This window comes from Streptomyces sp. NPDC002580, from assembly GCF_042889485.1.
Lineage (GTDB): Bacteria > Actinomycetota > Actinomycetes > Streptomycetales > Streptomycetaceae > Streptomyces.
Map to the genome: position 1 here is coordinate 464,105 of NZ_JBIAQZ010000008.1, position 18,729 is coordinate 482,833.

Genomic DNA, 18,729 nt, shown 5'->3' on the forward strand with positions numbered 1-18,729 from the left:
CCTGAGTGCCTGATGACACGGGCCGGGCGGGCCTACGGGCCGCCGGGCGCGCTCGGCCGGGAGACGACCGGCGTGGAGACGATCGGCGTGGAGACGATCGGCGTGGAGACGATCGGGCTGGAGGCCGGCATCGGGACGGAGAAGCCCGACCGCCCGGGCCGCGCGGAGCGCCGGAGCGCACCCAAGTGCCTCATATCGTGAGGAACTAGGGGAATACCGCAGGCTCCGGCCCTCTCTCCCGGCGGACCCGGGAATCCGGATGACCCGACCGCCACGGCTCCCTAGCATGGCCGAATGGCCCGACTCGAACCCCTCCGTCCAGACCACGCGCCCGCGCTCCTCGCGTTCGAGCGGGAGAACCGCGCCTACTTCGCCGCGTCGATCCCGGACCGCGGGGACGCCTACTTCGCCGATTTCGACGCCCGGCATCGCGAACTGCTGGCCGATCAGGCGGCGGGGCTGCACCTCTTCCATCTCGTGGTGGACGACACCGGTACCGTCCTGGGGCGCTTCAACCTGGTCGACGTGTCAGGGGATTCGGCGGAGCTGGGATACCGCGTCGCCGAGCGCGCCGCCGGGCGGGGGCTCGCCACGACGGCCGTACGGGAGGTCTGCGCCCTGGCCGCGAGCGCGTACGGCCTCACCACGCTGCGGGCCGCCACGACCGTCGACAACACCGGGTCCCGGACCGTCCTGACCCGCACGGGATTCCTCGTCACCGGCACCACCGAACTGAGCGGCCGCCCGGGCCTGCGCTTCGCGCGGGACCTGTCGGACGCCGTCCCGCGCTCCTCCCGACCGGACGGCGACCCCGCCGGTCAGGGAATCGGTTCGGCGGCCGGATTGATCGGTGACTGATAGGCGCCGCTGGCCAGCATGCGCACCTCCCCCACCGGACTGATCTCGGCGCGGAGGATACCGGTGGGATCGCTGTACACCGGGTTGCCGCCCGGACCCTTGGCCGTCGTCCGTTCGACGACCACCTCGTCCGTCACCATGCGTGCGTCCGGTCCTGGATGGGTGAACGTCAGCCGGTAGCGGTCCACGGTCTCCATGAGGGCCTCCCACGCCGAAGCGACACATCAGAAGGAACAGGTACGTCCCCCATGATGCCGCCGCCGCCCGGCGACAGCACCGCCACCCGTGCCGCGCGGGCGTCCCGGCCGGTCCCGCCGGGTCCCGAGCGCGGGAGGCCGACCGCTCACCAAGCGTGACGCCCCTCGCCACCACGCGCCGGGCAGTGTAGACATAGCACATGGTCGGACTATTGGGTCGAACCCGGGCTCAGTCGACCCGCCGCCCCAGCACGGCGCACCAGCAGCGTGGGTCACACGAAGGCAAGCACAGACGCGGCCCGTCCAACGGGCTCCGTTCCGCGCTCAGCGGGCGCAGCGTCGCCGGACAGGTGTTCTTCCTGCAAGTCGCGATCGTGCTGCTCCTGGTCGTCGCCGCGGTGGTCGCACTGGTGCTCCAGGTGCGGCACGACAGCGGTCAGGAGGCCCGCAACCGCTCCCTCGCCGTCGCGGAGACCTTCGCCAACGCGCCGGGCACGCGCGCGGCGCTGAGCGCGCCCGACCCGACGGCCCTGCTCCAGCCGAGCGCCGAGGCCGCCCGCAAGGCGTCCGAGGTGGACTTCATCGTCGTCCTGAACACCGACTCGATCCGCTACACCCACCCCAAGCCGGACCGGATCGGCAAGAAGTTCGTGGGGACGACCGCGCCGGTGCTGGCCGGGCACTCGATCACCGAGATGATCCACGGGACCATCGGACAGCTCGTGCAGGCCACGGTCCCCGTCAAGGCACCCGACGGCGAGGTCGTCGGCATGGTGTCGGCCGGGATCACCACGGAGAACGTGGGCGGCGCCGCAGACCGCCAGCTGCCGCTCCTGCTGGGCGCGGCGGGCGTCGCGCTCGCCCTCGCCACCATCAGCACCGCGCTGGTCAGCAGGCGGCTGCTGCGCCAGACTCACGGCCTCGGCCCGTTCGAGATGACCCGGATGTACGAACACCACGACGCGGTGCTGCACTCCGTCCGGGAGGGAGTGATCATCGTCGGCGCGGACGGGCGGCTGCTCCTGGCCAACGACGAGGCGAACCGCCTGCTCGACCTGCCCGCGGACGCCGAGGGACGCGGTGTCCAGGAACTCGGCCTCGATCCGGGCACCGCCGAACTGCTGGCCTCGGGACGTGTCGCCACGGACGAGGTGCACCTGGTCGGGGACCAGCTCCTGGCCGTCAACCAGCGGCCGACCGACCTGCGGGACGGCCCGGCCGGCAGCGTCGCCACCCTCCGTGACTCGACCGAGCTGCGCGCGCTCTCCGGCCGCGCGGAGATCGCCCGGGAGCGGCTCAAACTCCTCTACGACGCCGGTGTGGGCATCGGTACGAGTCTGGACGTCACGCGGACGGCCGAGGAGCTGGCGGAGGTCGCCGTCCCGCGGTTCGCGGACTTCGTGACGGTCGACCTGGCCGACGCCGTGCTCGACGGGCGCGAGCCGGACGCGGGCACCGGCCTGCGCCGTACCGCCTACGGCGGCATCCGGGGGGACGCCCCGCTGTATCCGGTCGGCGAGCACATCGGCTTCGTGCCGTCCACTCCCCAGGCCCACAGCCTGCGCACCGGCGAGGCCGTCGTCGAGCCCGATCTCGGCGGGGCCCCGGGATGGCTGGCCCAGGACCCCCGGCGTACCGCGCAGGTCGTCGACTACGGAATCCACTCCCTGATCACGGTCCCGCTGCGTGTCGGACCACTGGTCATGGGCGTGGTCAACTTCTGGCGCTCGGAGCAGCCCGATCCCTTCGACGCGGACGACCTGGCGCTCGCCGAGGAACTGGTCGCCCGCGCGGCCGTCTCCATCGACAACGCCCGTCGCTACACCCGCGAGCACACGATGGCGGTGACGCTGCAACGCAGCCTGCTGCCGCGCAACCTGCCCGATCAGAGCGCGCTCGACCTCGCCTACCGCTATCTGCCCGCGCAGGCGGGGGTCGGCGGCGACTGGTTCGACGTGCTCCCGCTGCCCGGTGCCCGGGTCGCGGTCGTCGTGGGCGACGTCGTCGGTCACGGGCTGCTGGCCGCCGCGACGATGGGACGGCTGCGGACGGCGGTCCACAACTTCTCCGCGCTGGATCTGCCCCCCGACGAACTGCTCGGGCTCCTGGACGAGCTCGTCGGGCGTATCGACCAGGACGAGCTGCCGGAGGACAGCGGGGCCGCCGTCACGGGGGCCACCTGTCTGTACGCCGTCTACGACCCGACGACCCGGCGCTGTTCCGTCGCCCGGGCCGGACACCCGCCACCGGCCGTGGTCCGTCCGGACGGCAGTGTGACGTTCCCCGACATCCCGGCCGGGCCGCCGCTGGGTCTGGGCGGCTTGCCGTTCGAGACGGCCGAGCTGGAGCTGGCGGAGGGCAGCCGGCTGGTTCTCTACACGGACGGCCTGGTGGAGGACCGGGAGCGGGACATCGACGTCGGGCTCGAACTGCTGCGCACCGCGCTCGCCGGGGCCGACCGCTCCCCCGAGGACACCTGCCAGGCGGTTCTCGCCGCCATGCTGCCGGCCCGGCCGAGCGACGACATCGCCCTGATCGTCGCGCAGACCCACGCGATCGACGCCGACCGGATCGTCACCTGGGAGGTCCCCGCCGAACCGGCCGCCGTCGGCGAGGTCCGCGCCTCGGTCGCCCGGCAACTGGCGCGGTGGGGGCTGGACGAGCTGACGTTCACCACGGAACTGATCCTCAGCGAGCTGGTGACCAACGCGATCCGCTACGGCATCGGGCCGATCGGGGTCCGCGTGGTGCTGGACCGCGCGCTGATCTGCGAGGTCTTCGACGGCAGCAGTACGTCACCGCATCTGCGGTACGCGGCGACGACGGACGAGGGTGGCCGCGGGCTGTTCCTGATCGCCCAGCTCGCCGACCGCTGGGGCACCCGTTACACGCCCGAGGGCAAGGTGATCTGGGCGGAACAGCCGCTGCCCTGAGCCGAGTTCTCGGGGCGGCGGAGGGGCGAGGACGGGGAGGGCGGAACCGGGCGACGGCGTGTGCGGCGATCGGAGCCCTGGCAGGATGGCCGCATGGAACGAGTGCTCGGAGTCGGCGGATACTTCCTGCGGGCCGCCGACCCGGTGGCCCTGGGCGCCTGGTACCGCGATCGTCTGGGGCTGGACGCCGACGAGAACGGCCTGTGGCGTCAGGAACCCGGGATGACGGTGTTCGCGACCTTCGAGTCCGGGACCGATCACTTCGGCTCCCGCACCCAGCAGACGATGCTCAACTTCCGTGTCCGCGACCTGGACGCGATGCTCGCCCAACTGCGCGCCCACGGCGCGGACGTGGCCGAGGAGACCCAGGACATGGAGGGGGTCGGCCGGTTCGGCTGGGTCACCGATCCCGAGGGCAACCGGATCGAGTTGTGGCAGCCCGGCTGACACCGCCTCGACAGGGCGCACAGGTGACGCCGTGTTCGCGCCGGTGGTGAGGCCTGGCGCTCCCGGGCCGCTCAGCCGGGAGGACGTGGTCCCTCCCGGGCGTCCGGCTCCCCCGTCGCCGCCGCGCCCGAGGACTCGGCCGGGGCGGCGACGGAACCCTCCGCGGGCGTGAGGGAGGCGGCGCCTCCCTGGAGCCGCTCCAGGTCGGAGGGCCGGACCTGAATGACGAACAGGGCCACCAGCGCGGCGAAGACGGCGAAGACGGCGGCGGCCACGAAGGCGCCCGAGATCCCGGACGTCAGCACCTGGTCGCTCCAGGGCGCCGGAAGCTGTCCCGTCCTGCGGAACTCCAGCCGCTGCGCGGGCGTCGCGGTCGACATGAAGTCCTTGACCTGATCGGTGGCCTCGTTGCGGCTGGCCGTGCCGAAGACGGTGACCAGCACGGACAGGCCGAGGGAACCACCGACCTGCTGGGTCGCGTTGAGGACTCCGGACGCGGCACCCGCGTCCTTCGGCTGGACACCCGACACCGCCATCAGCGTCAGCGACACGAACTGCAGGCCCATGCCGAAGCCGAAGACCAGTGTGGGTCCGAGGATGCTGCCGAGGTACGAACTGTCGACGTCGGTCAGGGTCAGCCAGCCGAGACCCAGGGCCGCCAGGATCGCGCCCACGGCCATGAAGGGTTTGGGACCCCATCTGGGCAACAGGTTCGAGGCGACGCCCGCGCCGATGGCGATGATCACGCTGATCGGCAGGAAGGCGATCCCGGCCTTGAGCGGGCTGAATCCGAGGATGTTCTGCACGAAGAGGGTCAGGAAGAAGAACATCCCGAAGATGGCCGCAGACAGGCTCAGCATCATCGCGTAGACGCCCGAGCGGTTGCGGTCGCGGAACATCCACAGGGGGGTGATGGGCTGTCTCGACCGGCGTTCGACCGCGATGAACACGATGAGGAACACCAGCGCCGCCCCGAAGGCCCCGAGGGTGACGGGGTCGCTCCAGCCCTCCTCCGAGGCCCGGATGAAACCGTAGACGAGCAGCACCATGCCCAGGGTGGAGGTGAGCGCGCCCAGCAGGTCGAAGTGGCCCGGGTGACGCGCGGACTCCTTGATGTAGCGCGGGGTGGCGAGCACGATCAGCAGGCCGATGGGGATGTTGACGAAGAACACCCAGCGCCAGTCGAGCCATTCGACGAGTATGCCGCCCGCGAGCAGCCCGATCGCGCTGCCGCCGGCGGAGACCGCGGCGAACACGCCGAACGCCCTGTTGCGTTCGGGCCCTTCGCTGAAGGTGGTGGTGATCAGCGACAGCGCGGTGGGTGAGGCGATGGCCCCGCCGACGCCCTGCAGCGAGCGGGCCGCGAGCAACTGCCAGGATTCCTGGGAGAGTCCGCCGAGCAGGGACGCGAACACGAAGAGCAGGACGCCGAACATGAAGACCCGGCGTCTGCCGAGGATGTCTCCGGAACGCCCGCCGAGCAGCAGCAGGCCGCCGAAGGTCAGCGTGTAGGCGTTGATCACCCAGGAGAGGTTCTCGGTCGAGAAGCCGAGCGAGGTCTGGATGTGCGGAAGCGCGATGTTCACGATGGTGATGTCGAGGACCACCATCAGCTGACACGAGGCGATGACGAGGAGCGCCATACCGCTGCCTCGTCCCCGCTTCGGGGATTCGGCAGACTCGGAGGATGTCGTGTGATCGGCCGTCATGGGGGATGGCCCTGCATCTCGGGTCGGCGGTGAACGTGGATGTTCACTCCATCGACGTTAAGCCTGACCGCCCGGCCCCACCAATCGATCACCGGGCCGGGCGAGGAGCGGGGTGTGCACTTCGATTCGGGGGGTAACCGTTGACCTGCTCGCCGGTGTCCCCCAGCACCGGAAGGATCCCGACGGGTCAGTGCCCTTGGAGGTAGCCGTGCCGACCGAACCAGCTTCTGTGTTGTCCATCGACGTGACCCCGTACGGCGAGGGCATCGTCCTGGTCCGCGTCGCGGGGGAACTGGACGTCGAGACGGCCCCCGAGCTGCGCGACCGGCTGGCCGACCAGATACGCGGCGGGTGCCGGCATCTCCTGCTCGATCTGTCGGCCGTCCCCTTCATGGACTCCTCCGGTCTCAACGCCCTCCTCAAGGCCAACGCCGAGGCCGGACGGGCCGGTACGAGCGTATGTCTCGTGTCCCCCGCGCCGGTCGTCCGGCGGATCCTGGATCTCACGGGCGTCAGTCTCACGATCGCGTCCCTGGACGGCGTCGACGCCGCGCTCGCCCGCATCGACGGAGGAAGCTCCCGGCACTGAGCCCGCGAGAGCGGCCGGCATCCCGGCCTTGTCGGATCTGCGAGGAGAGTTGAGACCCACGAACCATGAGAGCGGTGGCTGCCCTGTGCCTGCGGTGGAGGTGAAAGAGCGACATGAGCGCCCACGGACGAGGACCAGGGGCGAGGCGGCTGGTGCCGCGGACGAGGACACCGACCGCCGAGGCCCGGCGGCCGCGCCGCGCGACCCCGCGGCGACCGGCTCGGGTGCCGGGCCGGCGCGTCCGTCAGGCCGAGCGGACACCCCTCGCGTCGCCCTCGTCGAGCTGGGCCGCCGTGGCCGCGCGGAAGGCCGCCAGTCCCTCCCGCGCGAGGATCCCCGCCACGGCGCCCGCCCGGCGTACGCGCGCCTCCGTGAGTCGACGCGGGGCGGAGGAAGTCACCGTCCGGCTCTCCCGGTCTTCCCGGACTCCGTCCCCCCGTCGGGGCGACGGCGGTGGCGCAACGACGGACACCGGCGCCCTCGCGTGAGGGTCCGGCTTCCCGGTGCCGTGGACCCGGCATCCCACTGGTCGGGGAACGACGTGTCCGGCTTCGGGAACAACCGTGTGGCCGCGGAGCGGGCCTCGCGCACGGCGGTTTCCGGCCCGTCGCGGGACATGGCCCCCGATGGGCCGTGCGCCCGCCTCGCGGCCGCGTCCTTCGAAGTCTTCCCGGGCGACGACGGACCTTTCCGGGCAGAAGGTCCGGGCGGCGGCGTACCAGCGCACCTCCCGGGCCGGTCCCGCTCCGGCGCGAGCCCGGGCTCGATCCCCAACCAGAAGCATTCGAGCGGGAGTTCGGCGATCACGTCGACCAGGTGGCCCACGCCGACCGGCTGTCGCCGCTCCACCTCACCGACGGAACGGGTGCCGCGGCGGTGTGTCCCGCCCGACACGGACCGCCGGCCACCGGCCAGTTGACCGACCGGCCCGCCCCGGCGCCGGGCGCCGAGGGCGGGCGCCGCAGGCGGTCCGACCATGACTACAGTTGTCGCACGACAATCGATCACGCCGCACGGCGGATCCCCGATGTCGACGCGGCGCACGAACCGAGGAGAAGATCACGTGGCGGACCACCAGGCAACGGAACAGCGGGAGTCATCGGCTCGGGAGGTCGGGGACCTCCTGCGCGCGCGCCGCGAACAGATCGCCCACCGCTGGGCCGACGAGTCGCTGTTCCGTACCGTCTTCACCCTCTCCAGGGACGAGGCCGTCGAGGCCGCCCGGGCGGTCGTCGAGGCGCTGGCCGCGGTCGCGGCCGCCGGCCGGGTCGAGGACCTCGGCGCCGCCGGGTTCGCCACCGTCCGCGACCAGTTGGGGCGCATGGCGGCCTCCCGAGCGCGCACCGGTGCCACCTCGGCCCAGATCGCGGACGAGGTGGCGGCGCTGCACCCGGCGGCCGCCGACCTGCTGCGGGCCGATCTCGCCGACGGCTCCCGGGACCGCGCCGAGGCCTGCGCGGTCACGCTGACCGCGCTGGTGGGAACGCTCCGCCTCGTCGTCCTGGAGACGGTGCTCAGCGCCGGACAGGAACTCATCGACCGGCAGCGCCTCCAACTGCTGGAGGTCGCCACGCCCGTCATCAAACTGTGGACCGGTGTGGTCGCCGTCCCCCTGATCGGCACCCTCGACAGCGCCCGCAGCCAGGTGGTGATGGAGAACCTCCTGGACGCCGTCGTCAGCCAGCAGGCGCGGTTCGCCATCCTCGACATCACCGGGGTGCCGGCCGTCGACTCCCTGGTGGCCCAGCACTTGATGAAGACGGTGGCCGCGGCGCGTCTGATGGGCGCCGAGTGCGTCGTCTCCGGGATCCGGCCCGCGATCGCGCAGACCATCGTCCACCTGGGCATCGACCTGGGATCGGTCGTCACGCGCGCCAGCCTCGCCGACGCCCTCGCGTACGCCCTGCACCGCCAGGGCATCACCATCGTCGACCAGGACCGTTCCGGTCCCGGCGCGCGGTGAGCGCCCCGATCGCCGGCTACCCGGACGGCACCCGTGTGCCCGTCCTCAAACTCGGCAACATCCTCCTGGTGACGCTCCAGGGAGACCTGCACGACGCCGCGGCCGAACGGTTGCAGCGCGACATCGGCGAGGCCATCGCGGCCAGTTCCGTCGACGGCGTGGTCATCGACATCTCCGGGGTGGAGATCGTCGACTCCTTCCTGGGACGCGTGTTCGCCGAGGTCGCGGCGCACTCGAAGCTGCTCGCTGCGCAGACCGTGGTCGCGGGCATGCGCCCCGCCGTCGCCATCACCCTGGTCGAACTGGGCCTCACCATGCCCGGACTGCGCACCGCGCTCGACACCGAGGAGGCCATGCGGCTGCTCGGCCCGGCGCCGGCGCACCTTCGCCAGGACCCCGAACGCAGGGAGCGCCCGTGACGGACACTTCCGGCCGTGTCACCGCCTGCCTGCAGATCCGCACCGACATGGACCTCGCGTGGGTGCGCCAGCATGTGCGCCAGGCGGCCGCCGAGCTCGGTTTCGGACTCGTGGACCAGACCAAACTGCTCACCGCGGCCAGTGAGCTGGCGCGCAACACCCTCGTGCACGGCGGCGGCGGGCAGGTCGAGTCCACCGTCCTCACCGCCGGGGCCGCGCGGGGCCTTCGGCTGACCTTCTCCGATCCGGGCCCCGGCATCCCCGACATCGAGCGCGCGCTGACGGACGGCTACACCTCCGGCGGCGGTCTGGGTCTCGGGCTCGGCGGAGCCCGGCGCCTGGTGCACGAGTTCTCCATCGAGAGCCGGCCCGGCGAGGGGACGGCCGTGACCGTGATCTGCTGGACGGGCGGTCCCCCGCATCCGCGTGGGGAGAGCCGATGACACGCGTCTGGGACATCCCCGTCCACGACTCCACCCGGGTCCGGGACGTCCGGGTGGCGGCCGAGGACGCCGCCGACCACACCGGGCTCGGCCGCGACCGCAGGGCCCTCGCCGCGCTCGTCGCGACGGAGCTGGCCACCAACCTCCTCAAGCACGGGGGCGGCGGACAGATACTGATCGACACCGTGGACGCGGATCTCGCGGAGCCCGGCACCGGACGCGGCCCGGCCCTCCAGATAGCGGCGATCGACCACGGCCCCGGCATCGCCGACCTGCCGACCGCGCTGCGCGACGGGTTCTCCACGACCTCCTCGCTCGGCGCGGGGCTCGGCACCTGCCGCCGTATCGCCGACCACTTCGAGGTGCACACCGTCCCGGGCCGGGGCACCGTCGCCCTGGCCCGGGTGCACACAGCCCGCGGGGACCGGAAGGGACACCGCCTTCCCGGCGCGGACGCCCCGGTGCGCGCCGGAGGTGTCAACATCCCTCTCGCGGCGGCCGCCCATTCGGGCGACGCCTGGGCCTGTGTCCGTTCCGGCGACCACGTCACCCTGCTGCTGGCCGACGGACTCGGCCACGGACCGGCCGCCGCGAAGGCGTCCGGGGCCGCCGTGGAGGAACTGCGCCGCCTCGCGCACCTGCCGCCGCCGGAACTCCTCGGAGCTCTGCACACGGCCCTGCGCGACACCCGGGGGGCCGCCGTCGCGGTGGCCCGGCTCGACCTCGGGGCCCGGCACCTCGACTTCGCCGGGATCGGCAACATCGGAGCCCGGCTGCGTTCCGGCGACACCTGGCATCCGCTGCTGTCCCACCCCGGGATCGTCGGCGCCCACCGTCCGGCGCGCCTGCCGCCGTGCAGGCGCCCGTGGAACCCCGACAGCCTGCTCGTCCTCCACAGCGACGGTCTGCCCAGCCGCTGGGCTCCCCCGTCCGTCGCGCCCATGACCTCCTGGGACCCCGCGGTCACGGCCGCCGTGATCGTGCGGGATTCCAGCAGTGCCGCCCGCCCGGTGCGGGACGACACGACCGTGGCCGTCCTCACCCCCACCCCGCAGGATCACCCATCATGACTCGTACCTGGCAGATCAGCACGGTCGACGACGCCGCCCGTGCCCGCATCGCGGCCGCGCGGATCGCCGCGGCGCACGGCGTCCCGACGGTGGAACGCACCCGGCTGGTCACCGCGTTGAGCGCGCAGCTGCGGCAGTGTCTGGTCAAGGGGGGCGACTGGCTGCTGACCCTGCGGACGGCCGCGCCCACCGGCACGCGGTGCTCCGGCCGGCTCACGCTCGCCATCGACGCTGCGGCGAACGGGGAGGGGCACCGGCCGAGTTGGCGGGCGAGCGCGGACGTTCCGTCCCCGGGCCCGGACGGCGGTGGCGGCCCGCCCGGGGGGCCGCGTGGCCGTTCGGCCTTCGCCGACGCGCTGCTGAGCGCCGACGAGGACACCTCCCGGGTCCTCGACCTGCTCGCCGAACAGGAGCAGTTGGTCGCCTTCCACCGGGAGGAACTGCATCAGACCAATCAGGGCGTGCTCGCGCTGCACGCCGAACTCGACGCGGCGGGACGCGTCCAACGCGAACTGTTCGGTGCCGAGCGCGAGGCCCGCACCGAGGCCGAGAGCGCCCGGCGCAGGCTGGCCTTCCTCGCCGACGCCAGCGCGGCCCTCTCCGCCTCGCTCAACCACGAGGAGATCCTCGACCGGCTGCCGCGCCTGCTCGTGCCGGACTACGCCGGCAGCGTCGACCTGTGGCTCTTCGCCGACGACGCCGGAGCGCGCGGTCACACCGCCCGCCCGGCGGCGGCCGTGGCCGCCGCCCGTACCGGTCGCCCGCAGTACGCCGCCGACCATCCGGGCGGCCTGCCCGGCGTCGACGACCTCCCGCCGTCCGCGCTGCACCCGCGGGAGCCGCTGCTGTGCGTCCCGCTGCCGACCCGGCACACGCCGCTGGGCGTGGTGACGCTGACGCCGCCGCCGGAGCGATGGAGCGCGGACGACGTCGTGATGCTCGTCGAGCTCGCCCGCAGGGCCGGGACCGCGATCGACCACGCCCAGCGGTTCGAGCACAACCGTGACATCGCGGAGACCCTGCAACGCGCCCTGCTCACGGACCTGCCCAAGACACCGGGACTCGGTCTGGCGGCGCGCTACCTCCCGGCCACGCACGGGCTGAACATCGGCGGGGACTGGTACGACGCGTTCCGGCAGCCCGACGGGGGGCTGGTCGCCGTGATGGGCGACGTGACCGGCCACGGGCTGCACGCTGCCGTCATGATGAGCCAACTGCGCACCGCGCTGCGGGCGTACGCCGTCGACGGGGGCACACCGGGCCGGCTCCTGACCCGCCTGCACGTCTTCCTCCACCACCTCCAGCCCGATCTGTACGCCACCGCCGTCATCGCCCGCTTCCACCCGGACGAGACCACCGTCACCTGGGCCGCCGCCGGGCACCCGCCGCCGGTGCTGCGCACCCCGGAGGGCGAGGTCCGCGTCCTGGACGCCAAACCCGGTGCCATGCTGGGCATTCCGCTGGACCAGGAGATCCGCGACCACACGGCGCGGCTGCCGCCCGGGTCCACGCTCGCGCTGTACACGGACGGTCTGGTGGAGCGAAGGACCCAGGGCATCGACCCGGGCATCCGGCGGCTGGCCGAAGCCCTGTCCGGTGAGCGCGCGGCGGATCTGGACCACGATCTGGAGGGCGCCGCCGACCGGATCCTGAGACCGATGCTCCGCGACTCCCAGCGGGACGACGACGTCTGCCTGCTGCTCTGCCACACCGACCACCGGACCGCTCCCCTGATCTCGGGGCAGGCGTCCGCCTGACACCTCTCCGGCCAGGGGCCGGCCCGCGCTCCCCGGAGGCCCTGGGCCACGGCTCCGGGCGCGGTCGGGGAACGTCGCCGTCAGGACGGGCGGTCTCGGCGCACGGACGGGGCACGGGAGGACGGGACTCCGGAGGACGGGGCTCCGGGACGGGGCAAGCGGTCCCGACCTGCTCGCGGATCCCGCTCGTACCTCTGGATCGTCAGAAGCTCACGACGGCCCGGACGGTCTTGCCGTCGGGGCGGGGCAGCACGGTCAGTTCGGAGGACAGCCGCCGTACCAACGGCCAGCCGAAGCCGCCCTGTCCGGTCAGGTCCAGGCGGCGAGGACGCGGCGGCTCGGGATCGTCGTCGGTGACGGAGATCCCCACCCCGTGGCCCACGTCCCGCAGATCCAGACTGCACAGCCGGCCGTGCGCGTGCCGCACCACGTTGGTCACCAGCTCCGAGACCACGAGGGTGACGGCTTCGGAGGCCTCGCGGGGCACCGGGCGGGGCAGTCCGCCGAGAAACGCCCTGGCCATCCGGCGGGCCTGGACAGCGGCCTGAGGACTTCTCTCCAGCCTGGCCCCCGGGACGGGGCCGAGTTCACAGGACGGTTCTACAGTGGTCATCCCTTCAACTCCCTTGCGTTGCTTCCGCCCGTACACCGTGTAGCGGCACTCCGTGTCCGTCCGGCGTGTCGAGCGGGCTTCTCCCCTTTCTTCCCGGACCTCCGGAGCCCATGTCACGGAATCCCCCGCCTTCACACCGCGGTCACAGGTGCCCGGTCCGGTCACCGGGCCGGACGGTGCCGGTGTCCTCTGTGACCGGGGGACTGCCGCGGCGGATCGGGGGCACGAGGGCACACGTCGCGAACACCCACGGGTGCCGGCGACATCGCTCCCGCGGCGGTCGGAGGGGCCGGGCGACCCCGAGGCCGGCACGGTCGAGCGGAGGGGTGGTGACCCCGGCCGTCAGGTCCCGAGGGGGTCACCACCCCACCACCGCGTTCCCAGGCACCGGCGTCACCCGCCCGTCCCACGACGCCGCGCCCGCTCCTCCAGAGGGGCGGGGTCAGGTGGGCCGCTCGCCGGTCTCGCAGACCTTGCGGGCGACCTCCCGCAGTTTGATGTTGTGGTCCTGGGAGGCCTTCTTCAGCACGGCGAAGGCGTTCTGCTCGCTGAGGCCGTGGCGTTCCATGAGGATGCCCATCGCCTCACCGATCTCGTGGCGGGTCTCCAGGGCGTGGCCGAGCTGCTGGTGGGTGCGGGCGGCCGAGAAGGCGACGGCCGCGTGCGAGGCGAGGATCCACCCGGCGCGCTGGGCCATCTCGTCGAACATGTTCGGGCGGTGCGAGTACAGGTTGAGGGCACCGAGCTCGTCGTCGTCGGTGAAGAGCAGGAAACCCATCATGCTGCCCATCCCCAGCTTCCTCAGCTCGGGGGCGAAGCGGGACCACCGCTCGTGCGGCTGACGCAGGTCCTCGATGGCGTACAGCTGCCGCCGGTCCTTCACCGCGTCGAAGCAGGGCCCCTCCTGCAGATCCTGCTGGATGCGGTCCGCCCTGCGCACGACGTCGCCGGTCGCGGCCAGCGCGCTGACCTCGCCCCGGCGGACCGTGAGGATGCCGCCCTCGTCACATCCGTTGATCAGCACCGTCGCGTGTTCCACGATCCGGTCCAGGGTCGCCTGCACCGAGTCCTGTGCCAGCAGATCCCGTGCCATGTCCGCCAAGGCGACGGCGAACTTCTCCCAGACCTCGCCGGACACCTGCGCCATGGGCCACCCGTTCGTTCGTCGAAACGCGACCTGCGTCCACCTGGGATTCCATCTTGCCACCCCGACCCGACCGGCGCCCCGATCGGGTGACGGCGGTCCGGCGGGCGGCGGCGCGTTCCCGCCAACCCGGGCCCTCACCGCTGCGGCGGGTCCCTCGTCCACGGGATCTTTGCATGCCCGGCCCGTTTCATCCGGCAGATCAAGGGTGACCCGGGAGGGGACCGAATCCCGAAGAACGCGTTTCGACACGATCGCAGGAGGCTCTCATGGACAACTGGCGCGATTCCGCGGCTTGCCGCACCGTGGACCCCGACCTGTTCTTCCCCATCGGCAACACCGGACCCGCCGTCCTGCAGATCCAGGAGGCGAAGGTCGTCTGCGGCGGCTGCCCGGTCCGCGACGCCTGTCTGGACTGGGCCCTGGACACGGGTCAGAGCATCGGTGTGTGGGGTGGTACGAGCGAGACGGAACGGCGTGCCCTGGCACGACGGCGCTCCCGTCTGCGCTCTCCGGACACCTCGGCGTAGACGGAGCGGCGGGGACCGCCATGACCTCGCCCCGTGCGGGGCCCGGTCCCAGGATCTGTCCGGTCGCGGCGCGACACGGGCACGGCGCCGACGAGATCCGAACGAAGGGCACGATGGAAATCGATCCGAGGCGGAACAGGAATTCGTCCTACGACGGATTCGGGACCCTCGTCAGCGCGTTCGGCGGACAACTGCGCAACGTGACCGACGCGCGGCTGGCCGCCGACGGCTACCTGCGCGCCCTCGCGCGGACGGCACCGCCGTCGGCGGCCGAGCACTGGGACGACATCCTGCTGGTGGTCACCGAGCTGGCCGCGAACACGATCCAGTACGCTCCCGGCCCCTTCGAACTGCGGATGCGTCCGACCTTCGACGGCGTGCACGTCACGCTGCGCGACACCAGCACCACCCCGCCCACGCCGCGCCGCTTCCGTCCCTCCAAGGGCGGGGGCGGCATCGGCTGGCATCTCGTCCACGCGCTCAGCGACCAGGTGAGCGTGGTCGTGCGGCCGGACGGCAAGGACGTCCACGCCTTCCTTCCCTGGTGACGGGCCGGAACCGGTGCCCCCTGGGCAGGTGTCGGTCGGCCCGAAGTGGGCACACGGGCCGGGTGAGGGAACAGTCCGGTCGCGCGACACGAGGTGACGCCTTGAGCCCCGAGCAGGAACCGTCCGAGCGGGAGCACGCGGTCTGGGACCGGGTGCGCCGCGCCGCCACCGGAATGAACCATCACGAGGCGAAGGCCGCCCTCGCCGACGCGCGGAAGGCGGCCGAGGACAGTGCGTCGGCCACCGGGCAGCAGGCGCCCGACGCGTGGACGGAGGCGGCGGAATGGGAACGGATCACCGACACCCTGGCCGACCACGCGGGGGCGTACGACCCCGCCACGGACCCCTTCGTCCAAGGTCAGTTGTCCGTCCGGAACCGTCACGAGCGTACATAGCCGCGACGCTGTCGAACATTTTCCGCCCACATTGTCAGTGCACTGCGGAACAATGTCGATCAGTCCGAATGTCGTCGCTCCGGCGACGCGTGATCCGTCCGTCTTCGAAAGGCCGCATGCACATGACGCCGACCTCGCACGACCGTGTCATGCCGTGCGCACCGATCGGAGGCCGGTGACCATGCTGCGGCCCCTGCCCCGCGCGAACACCCCGCTCGGTCCCGAAGGCGCCGAGGTGCTGCGTCTGATCACGCAGCGGCGGTTCCCCGTCCGCCTCATCGTGCACGCGAACGGCCGTCGGCGGTACGGCTATTGGCTTCCCCTGGACGCCTCGACCGGGCGTGGCGGCTGTTACGTGGCGTTGCCCACCGGCGAGTGCGACGCGCTGCACGCGGCGGGCCGGATCGCGCTCGGCGCGCCCCTGGTCGACCCCGGGAAGACCATGTACCCGGTCGAGGCCACGGCGCGGACCGCCGCGGCGGGCCCGCGGACGTCGACCGTCCCGAGCGCCCCGACCGTGACCGGCCCGAGGACGCCGACGGTTCCGCACCCGTCGACCGGCCCGGGCGCATCGGTGGGTTCGCGGGCGTACCGACACGCCCTGACGGCCTGACGGCCTGCCCCCTGCCGCGGGAGGCCCTCCCCGGACCTCCGGCGGGGGCCGGGCCCGCCCCCGGCGTCGCACCGCGTCCCGTCGTCCGCGCGACGACCACCGTCCCCCGGATCCCGGTCCGGCGGGACGCCGTCCTTCTCCCGGTACGGGCGTTCGGTCCTGCGGGGGCTCGCGCGCCTATCGGCGGACAGCCCACGAACGATCCGTCCCACCCGACCCACAGGCACTTACCCTCCAGTAATATCCGGCGACAGGCCCCCCGAGGAGGAACCGTGCCACGGTCCGAACGCTCACCCCTGTTGCTCGCAGGCCTCTTGGCCACCGCGGGCGTCGCCCACTTCGCCGCACCACGGCGGTTCGACGCCACCATCCCGCGCGCTCTGCCCGGCACACCCCGGACCTGGACGTACGCGAGCGGTGTCGCCGAACTCGCCCTCGCGGCCGGGGTGGCGCTCCCCCGCACGCGCCGGATCGCGGCCAAGGCCACCGCCGCGTTCTTCGTCGGCGTCTTCCCCGCCAACGTCCAGATGGCCGTGGACTGGCGGAACCGGCCCACGCCCCTCAAGGCGGCCGCGCTGGCGCGGCTCCCGCTCCAGGTGCCGCTCGTGCTGTGGGCCCGCGGAATCGCGCGGTCCGGGGAGGGACGGTCATGACATCCGTACCGAACGTGGGCGACGAGGTCGAGGACTTCACGCTGCCGGACGAGACCGGGGCCGTCAGGACCCTGTCCGAGCTGCTGGCCGAGGGACCGGTGGTGCTGTTCTTCTATCCCGCCGCCCTGACCGGTGGCTGCACCGCCGAGGCCTGCCATTTCCGTGATCTGGCCACCGAGTTCACCGCCGCCGGCGCGCGGCCGGTCGGGATCAGCGGTGACGCGGTCGACCGGCAGCTGGAGTTCGCCGAGCGCCACTCGCTCGGCTTCCCGCTGCTCTCCGACCCCGACGGCACCGTGCGGGAGCGGTTCGGGGTGAAGCGCGGCTTCTCGCTGGCACCGACGAAGCGGGTCACGTTCGTCATCGCACAGGACCGCACCGTCCTGGAGGTGGTCCGCAGCGAGCTGCGCATGAGCGCGCACGCCGACCGGGCGCTCGCCGCCCTGCGCGCGCACCGGGACTGAGGACGTCCACGGCGCCGTGACCCGGAACCGTGTCGTGGCGAACGGGTCCCACCCCTATGCGGATGGAGGGCGGGACCCGTTCACACCGTCTCATTCTGGGCACCGGCCGTGCCCCGGAACAGGGAGTGCGGCGGGCGAAGTGCGCGACACCGGACACACCCCGTGCGTACGCCGAGCCTCCCGTGCGCGGCGTACGCCCTCGCGCGCGAGCCGACACCCCTCCTCGGGGACACCCCTCCTCGGGCGAGTCCCGCGGCGGGTCGCGCGGGCGCCGGTTCCGCACGGCGCCCGGCACCGGCCCCCGGCCCCGAGGCGTCCTGTCGGGTGCCGGGCGCGGCGGTCATGCTGGACCCGACGAGCCGACAGCACGATCAACGGAGCCCCCATGACGGAGCAGGTCCCCTGTCTCGAAGTGAAGCCGGCGGCCGGACACATCGGTGCCGAGATCACGGGCGTCGACCTGGCGGAGGAACTGTCCGACGAGGTCGTCGCCGCGATCCGGGCGGCGGTGCTGCGCTGGAAGGTGGTGTTCTTCCGCGGTCAGCGGCTCGATCACGCCTCGCATGTCGCCTTCGCGCGCCGGTTCGGCGAACCGGTCCGGCTCCGGAGGCGCGGCGGCGCCTCACCCGCGGACTTCCCCGAGGTCGAGACCACGGCCGACCGGCTCGAACTGGGCGGGCGTTACGGCATGGACCACGAGGAGTGGCTGCGCCGGCGCCGCCACTCGCTGTCGCGCGGGTGGCACTGCGACCACGGGGCGAGGGTCGATCCTCCGGCGGCGACCGTCCTGCGCGCGGAGTCCGTGCCCCCGTACGGAGGCGACACGACCTGGTCGAACCTGGCGGTCGCCTACGCGGGCCTGTCGGCTCCGGTGCGGGCCTTCGTCGACGGACTGCGCGCCGAGCACCGGCTGGGGGTCGGGTACCAGGCGCGGCCGGGCGACGACGCGTACGTCCGTCACCTGCTGGACCGCCAGATCGCCACGGACCACCCCTTGGTGCGGGTGCATCCGGAGACGGGCGAGCGGGTGCTGTTCGTCAACGGCTACTACGTCGAGCAGATCCTCGGCGTGTCCCGGCCGGAGAGCCGGGCGCTCCTGGACCTGCTGCTGGAGCAGGCGACCCGGCCCGAGTACACGGTCCGCTTCCGGTGGGAGCCGGGCAGCGTGGCCTTCTGGGACAACCGGGCCACCATCCACCTCGCACCGAGCGACACCGTCCATGTCGACCACCCCCGGGTCATGCACCGGGTGATGCTGGCCGGCGAGGTCCCCGAAGGGGTGGACGGGAAGCCGTCGGCGCCGATCGTGGGCAGCGAGCCCGGGCTCTGGTGAGCCCGGGCCGCACGACAGGAGCGGGGGCCGCGAACCGGTCCTCGGCCCTGT

Annotated in this window: 22 protein-coding genes; 17 read left to right on the plus strand and 5 right to left on the minus strand. The window is 72.8% G+C overall.

The genetic code is table 11. The annotated features are described in order from the left end of the window. Window positions 1-12: 12 nt before the first annotated feature. Together ACFYW7_RS25875 and ACFYW7_RS25880 are read left to right on the plus strand one after the other, a co-directional pair. Complete coding sequence (locus ACFYW7_RS25875; protein WP_389506343.1) at window positions 13-201, plus strand: hypothetical protein; 189 nt, start codon at window positions 13-15, stop codon at window positions 199-201. A gap of 93 nt (window positions 202-294) precedes the next feature. Beyond that, entirely contained in the window at window positions 295-858 is a 564-nt protein-coding gene (locus ACFYW7_RS25880) for a GNAT family N-acetyltransferase (RefSeq protein ID WP_389506345.1), read from the plus strand. Here the strand turns inward: ACFYW7_RS25880 and ACFYW7_RS25885 are convergent. Further along, entirely contained in the window at window positions 819-1,055 is a 237-nt protein-coding gene (locus ACFYW7_RS25885; protein ID WP_389506347.1) for a DUF6296 family protein, read from the minus strand. The two genes, ACFYW7_RS25880 and ACFYW7_RS25885, sit on opposite strands and share 40 nt — an antisense overlap. A gap of 350 nt (window positions 1,056-1,405) precedes the next feature. Between ACFYW7_RS25885 and ACFYW7_RS25890 the strand changes: the two genes are divergently transcribed. Then, window positions 1,406-3,988, plus strand: coding sequence for a SpoIIE family protein phosphatase (locus ACFYW7_RS25890; protein ID WP_389506349.1), 2,583 nt, complete (start codon window positions 1,406-1,408; stop codon window positions 3,986-3,988). Between the two features lie 93 nt (window positions 3,989-4,081). Next, complete coding sequence (locus ACFYW7_RS25895; RefSeq protein WP_389506351.1) at window positions 4,082-4,435, plus strand: VOC family protein; 354 nt, start codon at window positions 4,082-4,084, stop codon at window positions 4,433-4,435. 71 nt (window positions 4,436-4,506) lie between these two features. On the opposite strand, the gene ACFYW7_RS25900 is transcribed toward ACFYW7_RS25895, so the two are convergent. Then, on the minus strand, window positions 4,507-6,078 hold the full coding sequence (locus ACFYW7_RS25900) for an MFS transporter (RefSeq protein ID WP_389506353.1): 1,572 nt from the start codon (window positions 6,076-6,078) through the stop codon (window positions 4,507-4,509). A 295-nt stretch (window positions 6,079-6,373) separates the two neighbouring features. Between ACFYW7_RS25900 and ACFYW7_RS25905 the strand changes: the two genes are divergently transcribed. Further along, on the plus strand, window positions 6,374-6,733 hold the full coding sequence (locus ACFYW7_RS25905; protein WP_389506355.1) for an STAS domain-containing protein: 360 nt from the start codon (window positions 6,374-6,376) through the stop codon (window positions 6,731-6,733). Window positions 6,734-6,977: 244 nt separating this feature from the next. Here ACFYW7_RS25905 and ACFYW7_RS25910 read toward each other — a convergent pair whose 3' ends face one another. Continuing rightward, window positions 6,978-7,133, minus strand: a complete 156-nt coding sequence (locus ACFYW7_RS25910; protein ID WP_389506357.1) for a hypothetical protein — start codon at window positions 7,131-7,133, stop codon at window positions 6,978-6,980. A gap of 663 nt (window positions 7,134-7,796) precedes the next feature. Here ACFYW7_RS25910 and ACFYW7_RS25915 point away from each other — a divergent pair. From ACFYW7_RS25915 to ACFYW7_RS25935, 5 genes are read left to right on the plus strand one after another with little or no spacing between them, the layout of a single operon-like run. After that, the gene (locus tag ACFYW7_RS25915) at window positions 7,797-8,696 is read left to right on the plus strand and encodes an STAS domain-containing protein (protein WP_389506359.1); all 900 of its coding nucleotides are present in this window, start codon (window positions 7,797-7,799) and stop codon (window positions 8,694-8,696) included. After that, the gene (locus ACFYW7_RS25920; protein ID WP_389506361.1) at window positions 8,693-9,115 is read left to right on the plus strand and encodes an STAS domain-containing protein; all 423 of its coding nucleotides are present in this window, start codon (window positions 8,693-8,695) and stop codon (window positions 9,113-9,115) included. Before ACFYW7_RS25915 ends, ACFYW7_RS25920 begins: the two co-directional genes overlap by 4 nt. Window positions 9,116-9,162: 47 nt before the next feature. After that, complete coding sequence (locus ACFYW7_RS25925) at window positions 9,163-9,558, plus strand: anti-sigma regulatory factor (RefSeq protein ID WP_389506474.1); 396 nt, start codon at window positions 9,163-9,165, stop codon at window positions 9,556-9,558. Continuing rightward, window positions 9,555-10,628, plus strand: coding sequence for a SpoIIE family protein phosphatase (locus ACFYW7_RS25930; RefSeq protein ID WP_389506363.1), 1,074 nt, complete (start codon window positions 9,555-9,557; stop codon window positions 10,626-10,628). The genes ACFYW7_RS25925 and ACFYW7_RS25930 overlap by 4 nt, the downstream gene beginning before the upstream one ends. Further along, complete coding sequence (locus ACFYW7_RS25935; RefSeq protein WP_389506365.1) at window positions 10,625-12,385, plus strand: PP2C family protein-serine/threonine phosphatase; 1,761 nt, start codon at window positions 10,625-10,627, stop codon at window positions 12,383-12,385. Before ACFYW7_RS25930 ends, ACFYW7_RS25935 begins: the two co-directional genes overlap by 4 nt. Window positions 12,386-12,587: 202 nt before the next feature. Here the strand turns inward: ACFYW7_RS25935 and ACFYW7_RS25940 are convergent, their stop codons facing one another. Then, window positions 12,588-12,998, minus strand: coding sequence for an ATP-binding protein (locus ACFYW7_RS25940; RefSeq protein ID WP_389506367.1), 411 nt, complete (start codon window positions 12,996-12,998; stop codon window positions 12,588-12,590). 442 nt (window positions 12,999-13,440) lie between these two features. Then, window positions 13,441-14,145, minus strand: a complete 705-nt coding sequence (locus ACFYW7_RS25945; RefSeq protein WP_389506369.1) for a GAF and ANTAR domain-containing protein — start codon at window positions 14,143-14,145, stop codon at window positions 13,441-13,443. Between the two features lie 266 nt (window positions 14,146-14,411). Here ACFYW7_RS25945 and ACFYW7_RS25950 point away from each other — a divergent pair, with 266 nt between their 5' ends. The 7 genes from ACFYW7_RS25950 to ACFYW7_RS25980 all read left to right on the plus strand — a co-directional run bounded on the left by ACFYW7_RS25950 (window position 14,412) and on the right by ACFYW7_RS25980 (window position 18,678). Next, entirely contained in the window at window positions 14,412-14,672 is a 261-nt protein-coding gene (locus tag ACFYW7_RS25950; protein WP_389506371.1) for a WhiB family transcriptional regulator, read from the plus strand. Between the two features lie 113 nt (window positions 14,673-14,785). Further along, window positions 14,786-15,220, plus strand: a complete 435-nt coding sequence (locus tag ACFYW7_RS25955) for an ATP-binding protein (protein ID WP_389506373.1) — start codon at window positions 14,786-14,788, stop codon at window positions 15,218-15,220. A 101-nt stretch (window positions 15,221-15,321) separates the two neighbouring features. Continuing rightward, on the plus strand, window positions 15,322-15,615 hold the full coding sequence (locus tag ACFYW7_RS25960) for a hypothetical protein (RefSeq protein ID WP_389506375.1): 294 nt from the start codon (window positions 15,322-15,324) through the stop codon (window positions 15,613-15,615). Window positions 15,616-15,769: 154 nt separating this feature from the next. Next, window positions 15,770-16,228, plus strand: a complete 459-nt coding sequence (locus ACFYW7_RS25965; protein ID WP_389506377.1) for a hypothetical protein — start codon at window positions 15,770-15,772, stop codon at window positions 16,226-16,228. Between the two features lie 272 nt (window positions 16,229-16,500). Further along, entirely contained in the window at window positions 16,501-16,881 is a 381-nt protein-coding gene (locus ACFYW7_RS25970) for a MauE/DoxX family redox-associated membrane protein (protein ID WP_389506379.1), read from the plus strand. Continuing rightward, window positions 16,878-17,345, plus strand: coding sequence for a peroxiredoxin (locus tag ACFYW7_RS25975; RefSeq protein WP_389506381.1), 468 nt, complete (start codon window positions 16,878-16,880; stop codon window positions 17,343-17,345). The genes ACFYW7_RS25970 and ACFYW7_RS25975 overlap by 4 nt, the downstream gene beginning before the upstream one ends. Window positions 17,346-17,730: 385 nt before the next feature. Next, entirely contained in the window at window positions 17,731-18,678 is a 948-nt protein-coding gene (locus ACFYW7_RS25980) for a TauD/TfdA dioxygenase family protein (RefSeq protein WP_389506383.1), read from the plus strand. Window positions 18,679-18,729: the final 51 nt, after the last annotated feature.

Bases quoted from the DNA above. Each gene is read 5' to 3' on its own strand.
- ACFYW7_RS25900 (WP_389506353.1), bottom strand. From the start codon at position 6,078: ATGGCGCTCCTCGTCATCGCCTCGTGTCAGCTGATGGTGGTCCTCGAC.
- ACFYW7_RS25980 (WP_389506383.1), top strand. From the start codon at position 17,731: ATGACGGAGCAGGTCCCCTGTCTCGAAGTGAAGCCGGCGGCCGGACAC.
- ACFYW7_RS25895 (WP_389506351.1), top strand. From the start codon at position 4,082: ATGGAACGAGTGCTCGGAGTCGGCGGATACTTCCTGCGGGCCGCCGAC.
- ACFYW7_RS25935 (WP_389506365.1), top strand. From the start codon at position 10,625: ATGACTCGTACCTGGCAGATCAGCACGGTCGACGACGCCGCCCGTGCC.
- ACFYW7_RS25945 (WP_389506369.1), bottom strand. From the start codon at position 14,145: ATGGCGCAGGTGTCCGGCGAGGTCTGGGAGAAGTTCGCCGTCGCCTTG.
- ACFYW7_RS25955 (WP_389506373.1), top strand. From the start codon at position 14,786: ATGGAAATCGATCCGAGGCGGAACAGGAATTCGTCCTACGACGGATTC.
- ACFYW7_RS25885 (WP_389506347.1), bottom strand. From the start codon at position 1,055: ATGGAGACCGTGGACCGCTACCGGCTGACGTTCACCCATCCAGGACCG.
- ACFYW7_RS25925 (WP_389506474.1), top strand. From the start codon at position 9,163: ATGGACCTCGCGTGGGTGCGCCAGCATGTGCGCCAGGCGGCCGCCGAG.
- ACFYW7_RS25875 (WP_389506343.1), top strand. From the start codon at position 13: ATGACACGGGCCGGGCGGGCCTACGGGCCGCCGGGCGCGCTCGGCCGG.
- ACFYW7_RS25975 (WP_389506381.1), top strand. From the start codon at position 16,878: ATGACATCCGTACCGAACGTGGGCGACGAGGTCGAGGACTTCACGCTG.
- ACFYW7_RS25930 (WP_389506363.1), top strand. From the start codon at position 9,555: ATGACACGCGTCTGGGACATCCCCGTCCACGACTCCACCCGGGTCCGG.
- ACFYW7_RS25880 (WP_389506345.1), top strand. From the start codon at position 295: ATGGCCCGACTCGAACCCCTCCGTCCAGACCACGCGCCCGCGCTCCTC.
- ACFYW7_RS25940 (WP_389506367.1), bottom strand. From the start codon at position 12,998: ATGACCACTGTAGAACCGTCCTGTGAACTCGGCCCCGTCCCGGGGGCC.
- ACFYW7_RS25950 (WP_389506371.1), top strand. From the start codon at position 14,412: ATGGACAACTGGCGCGATTCCGCGGCTTGCCGCACCGTGGACCCCGAC.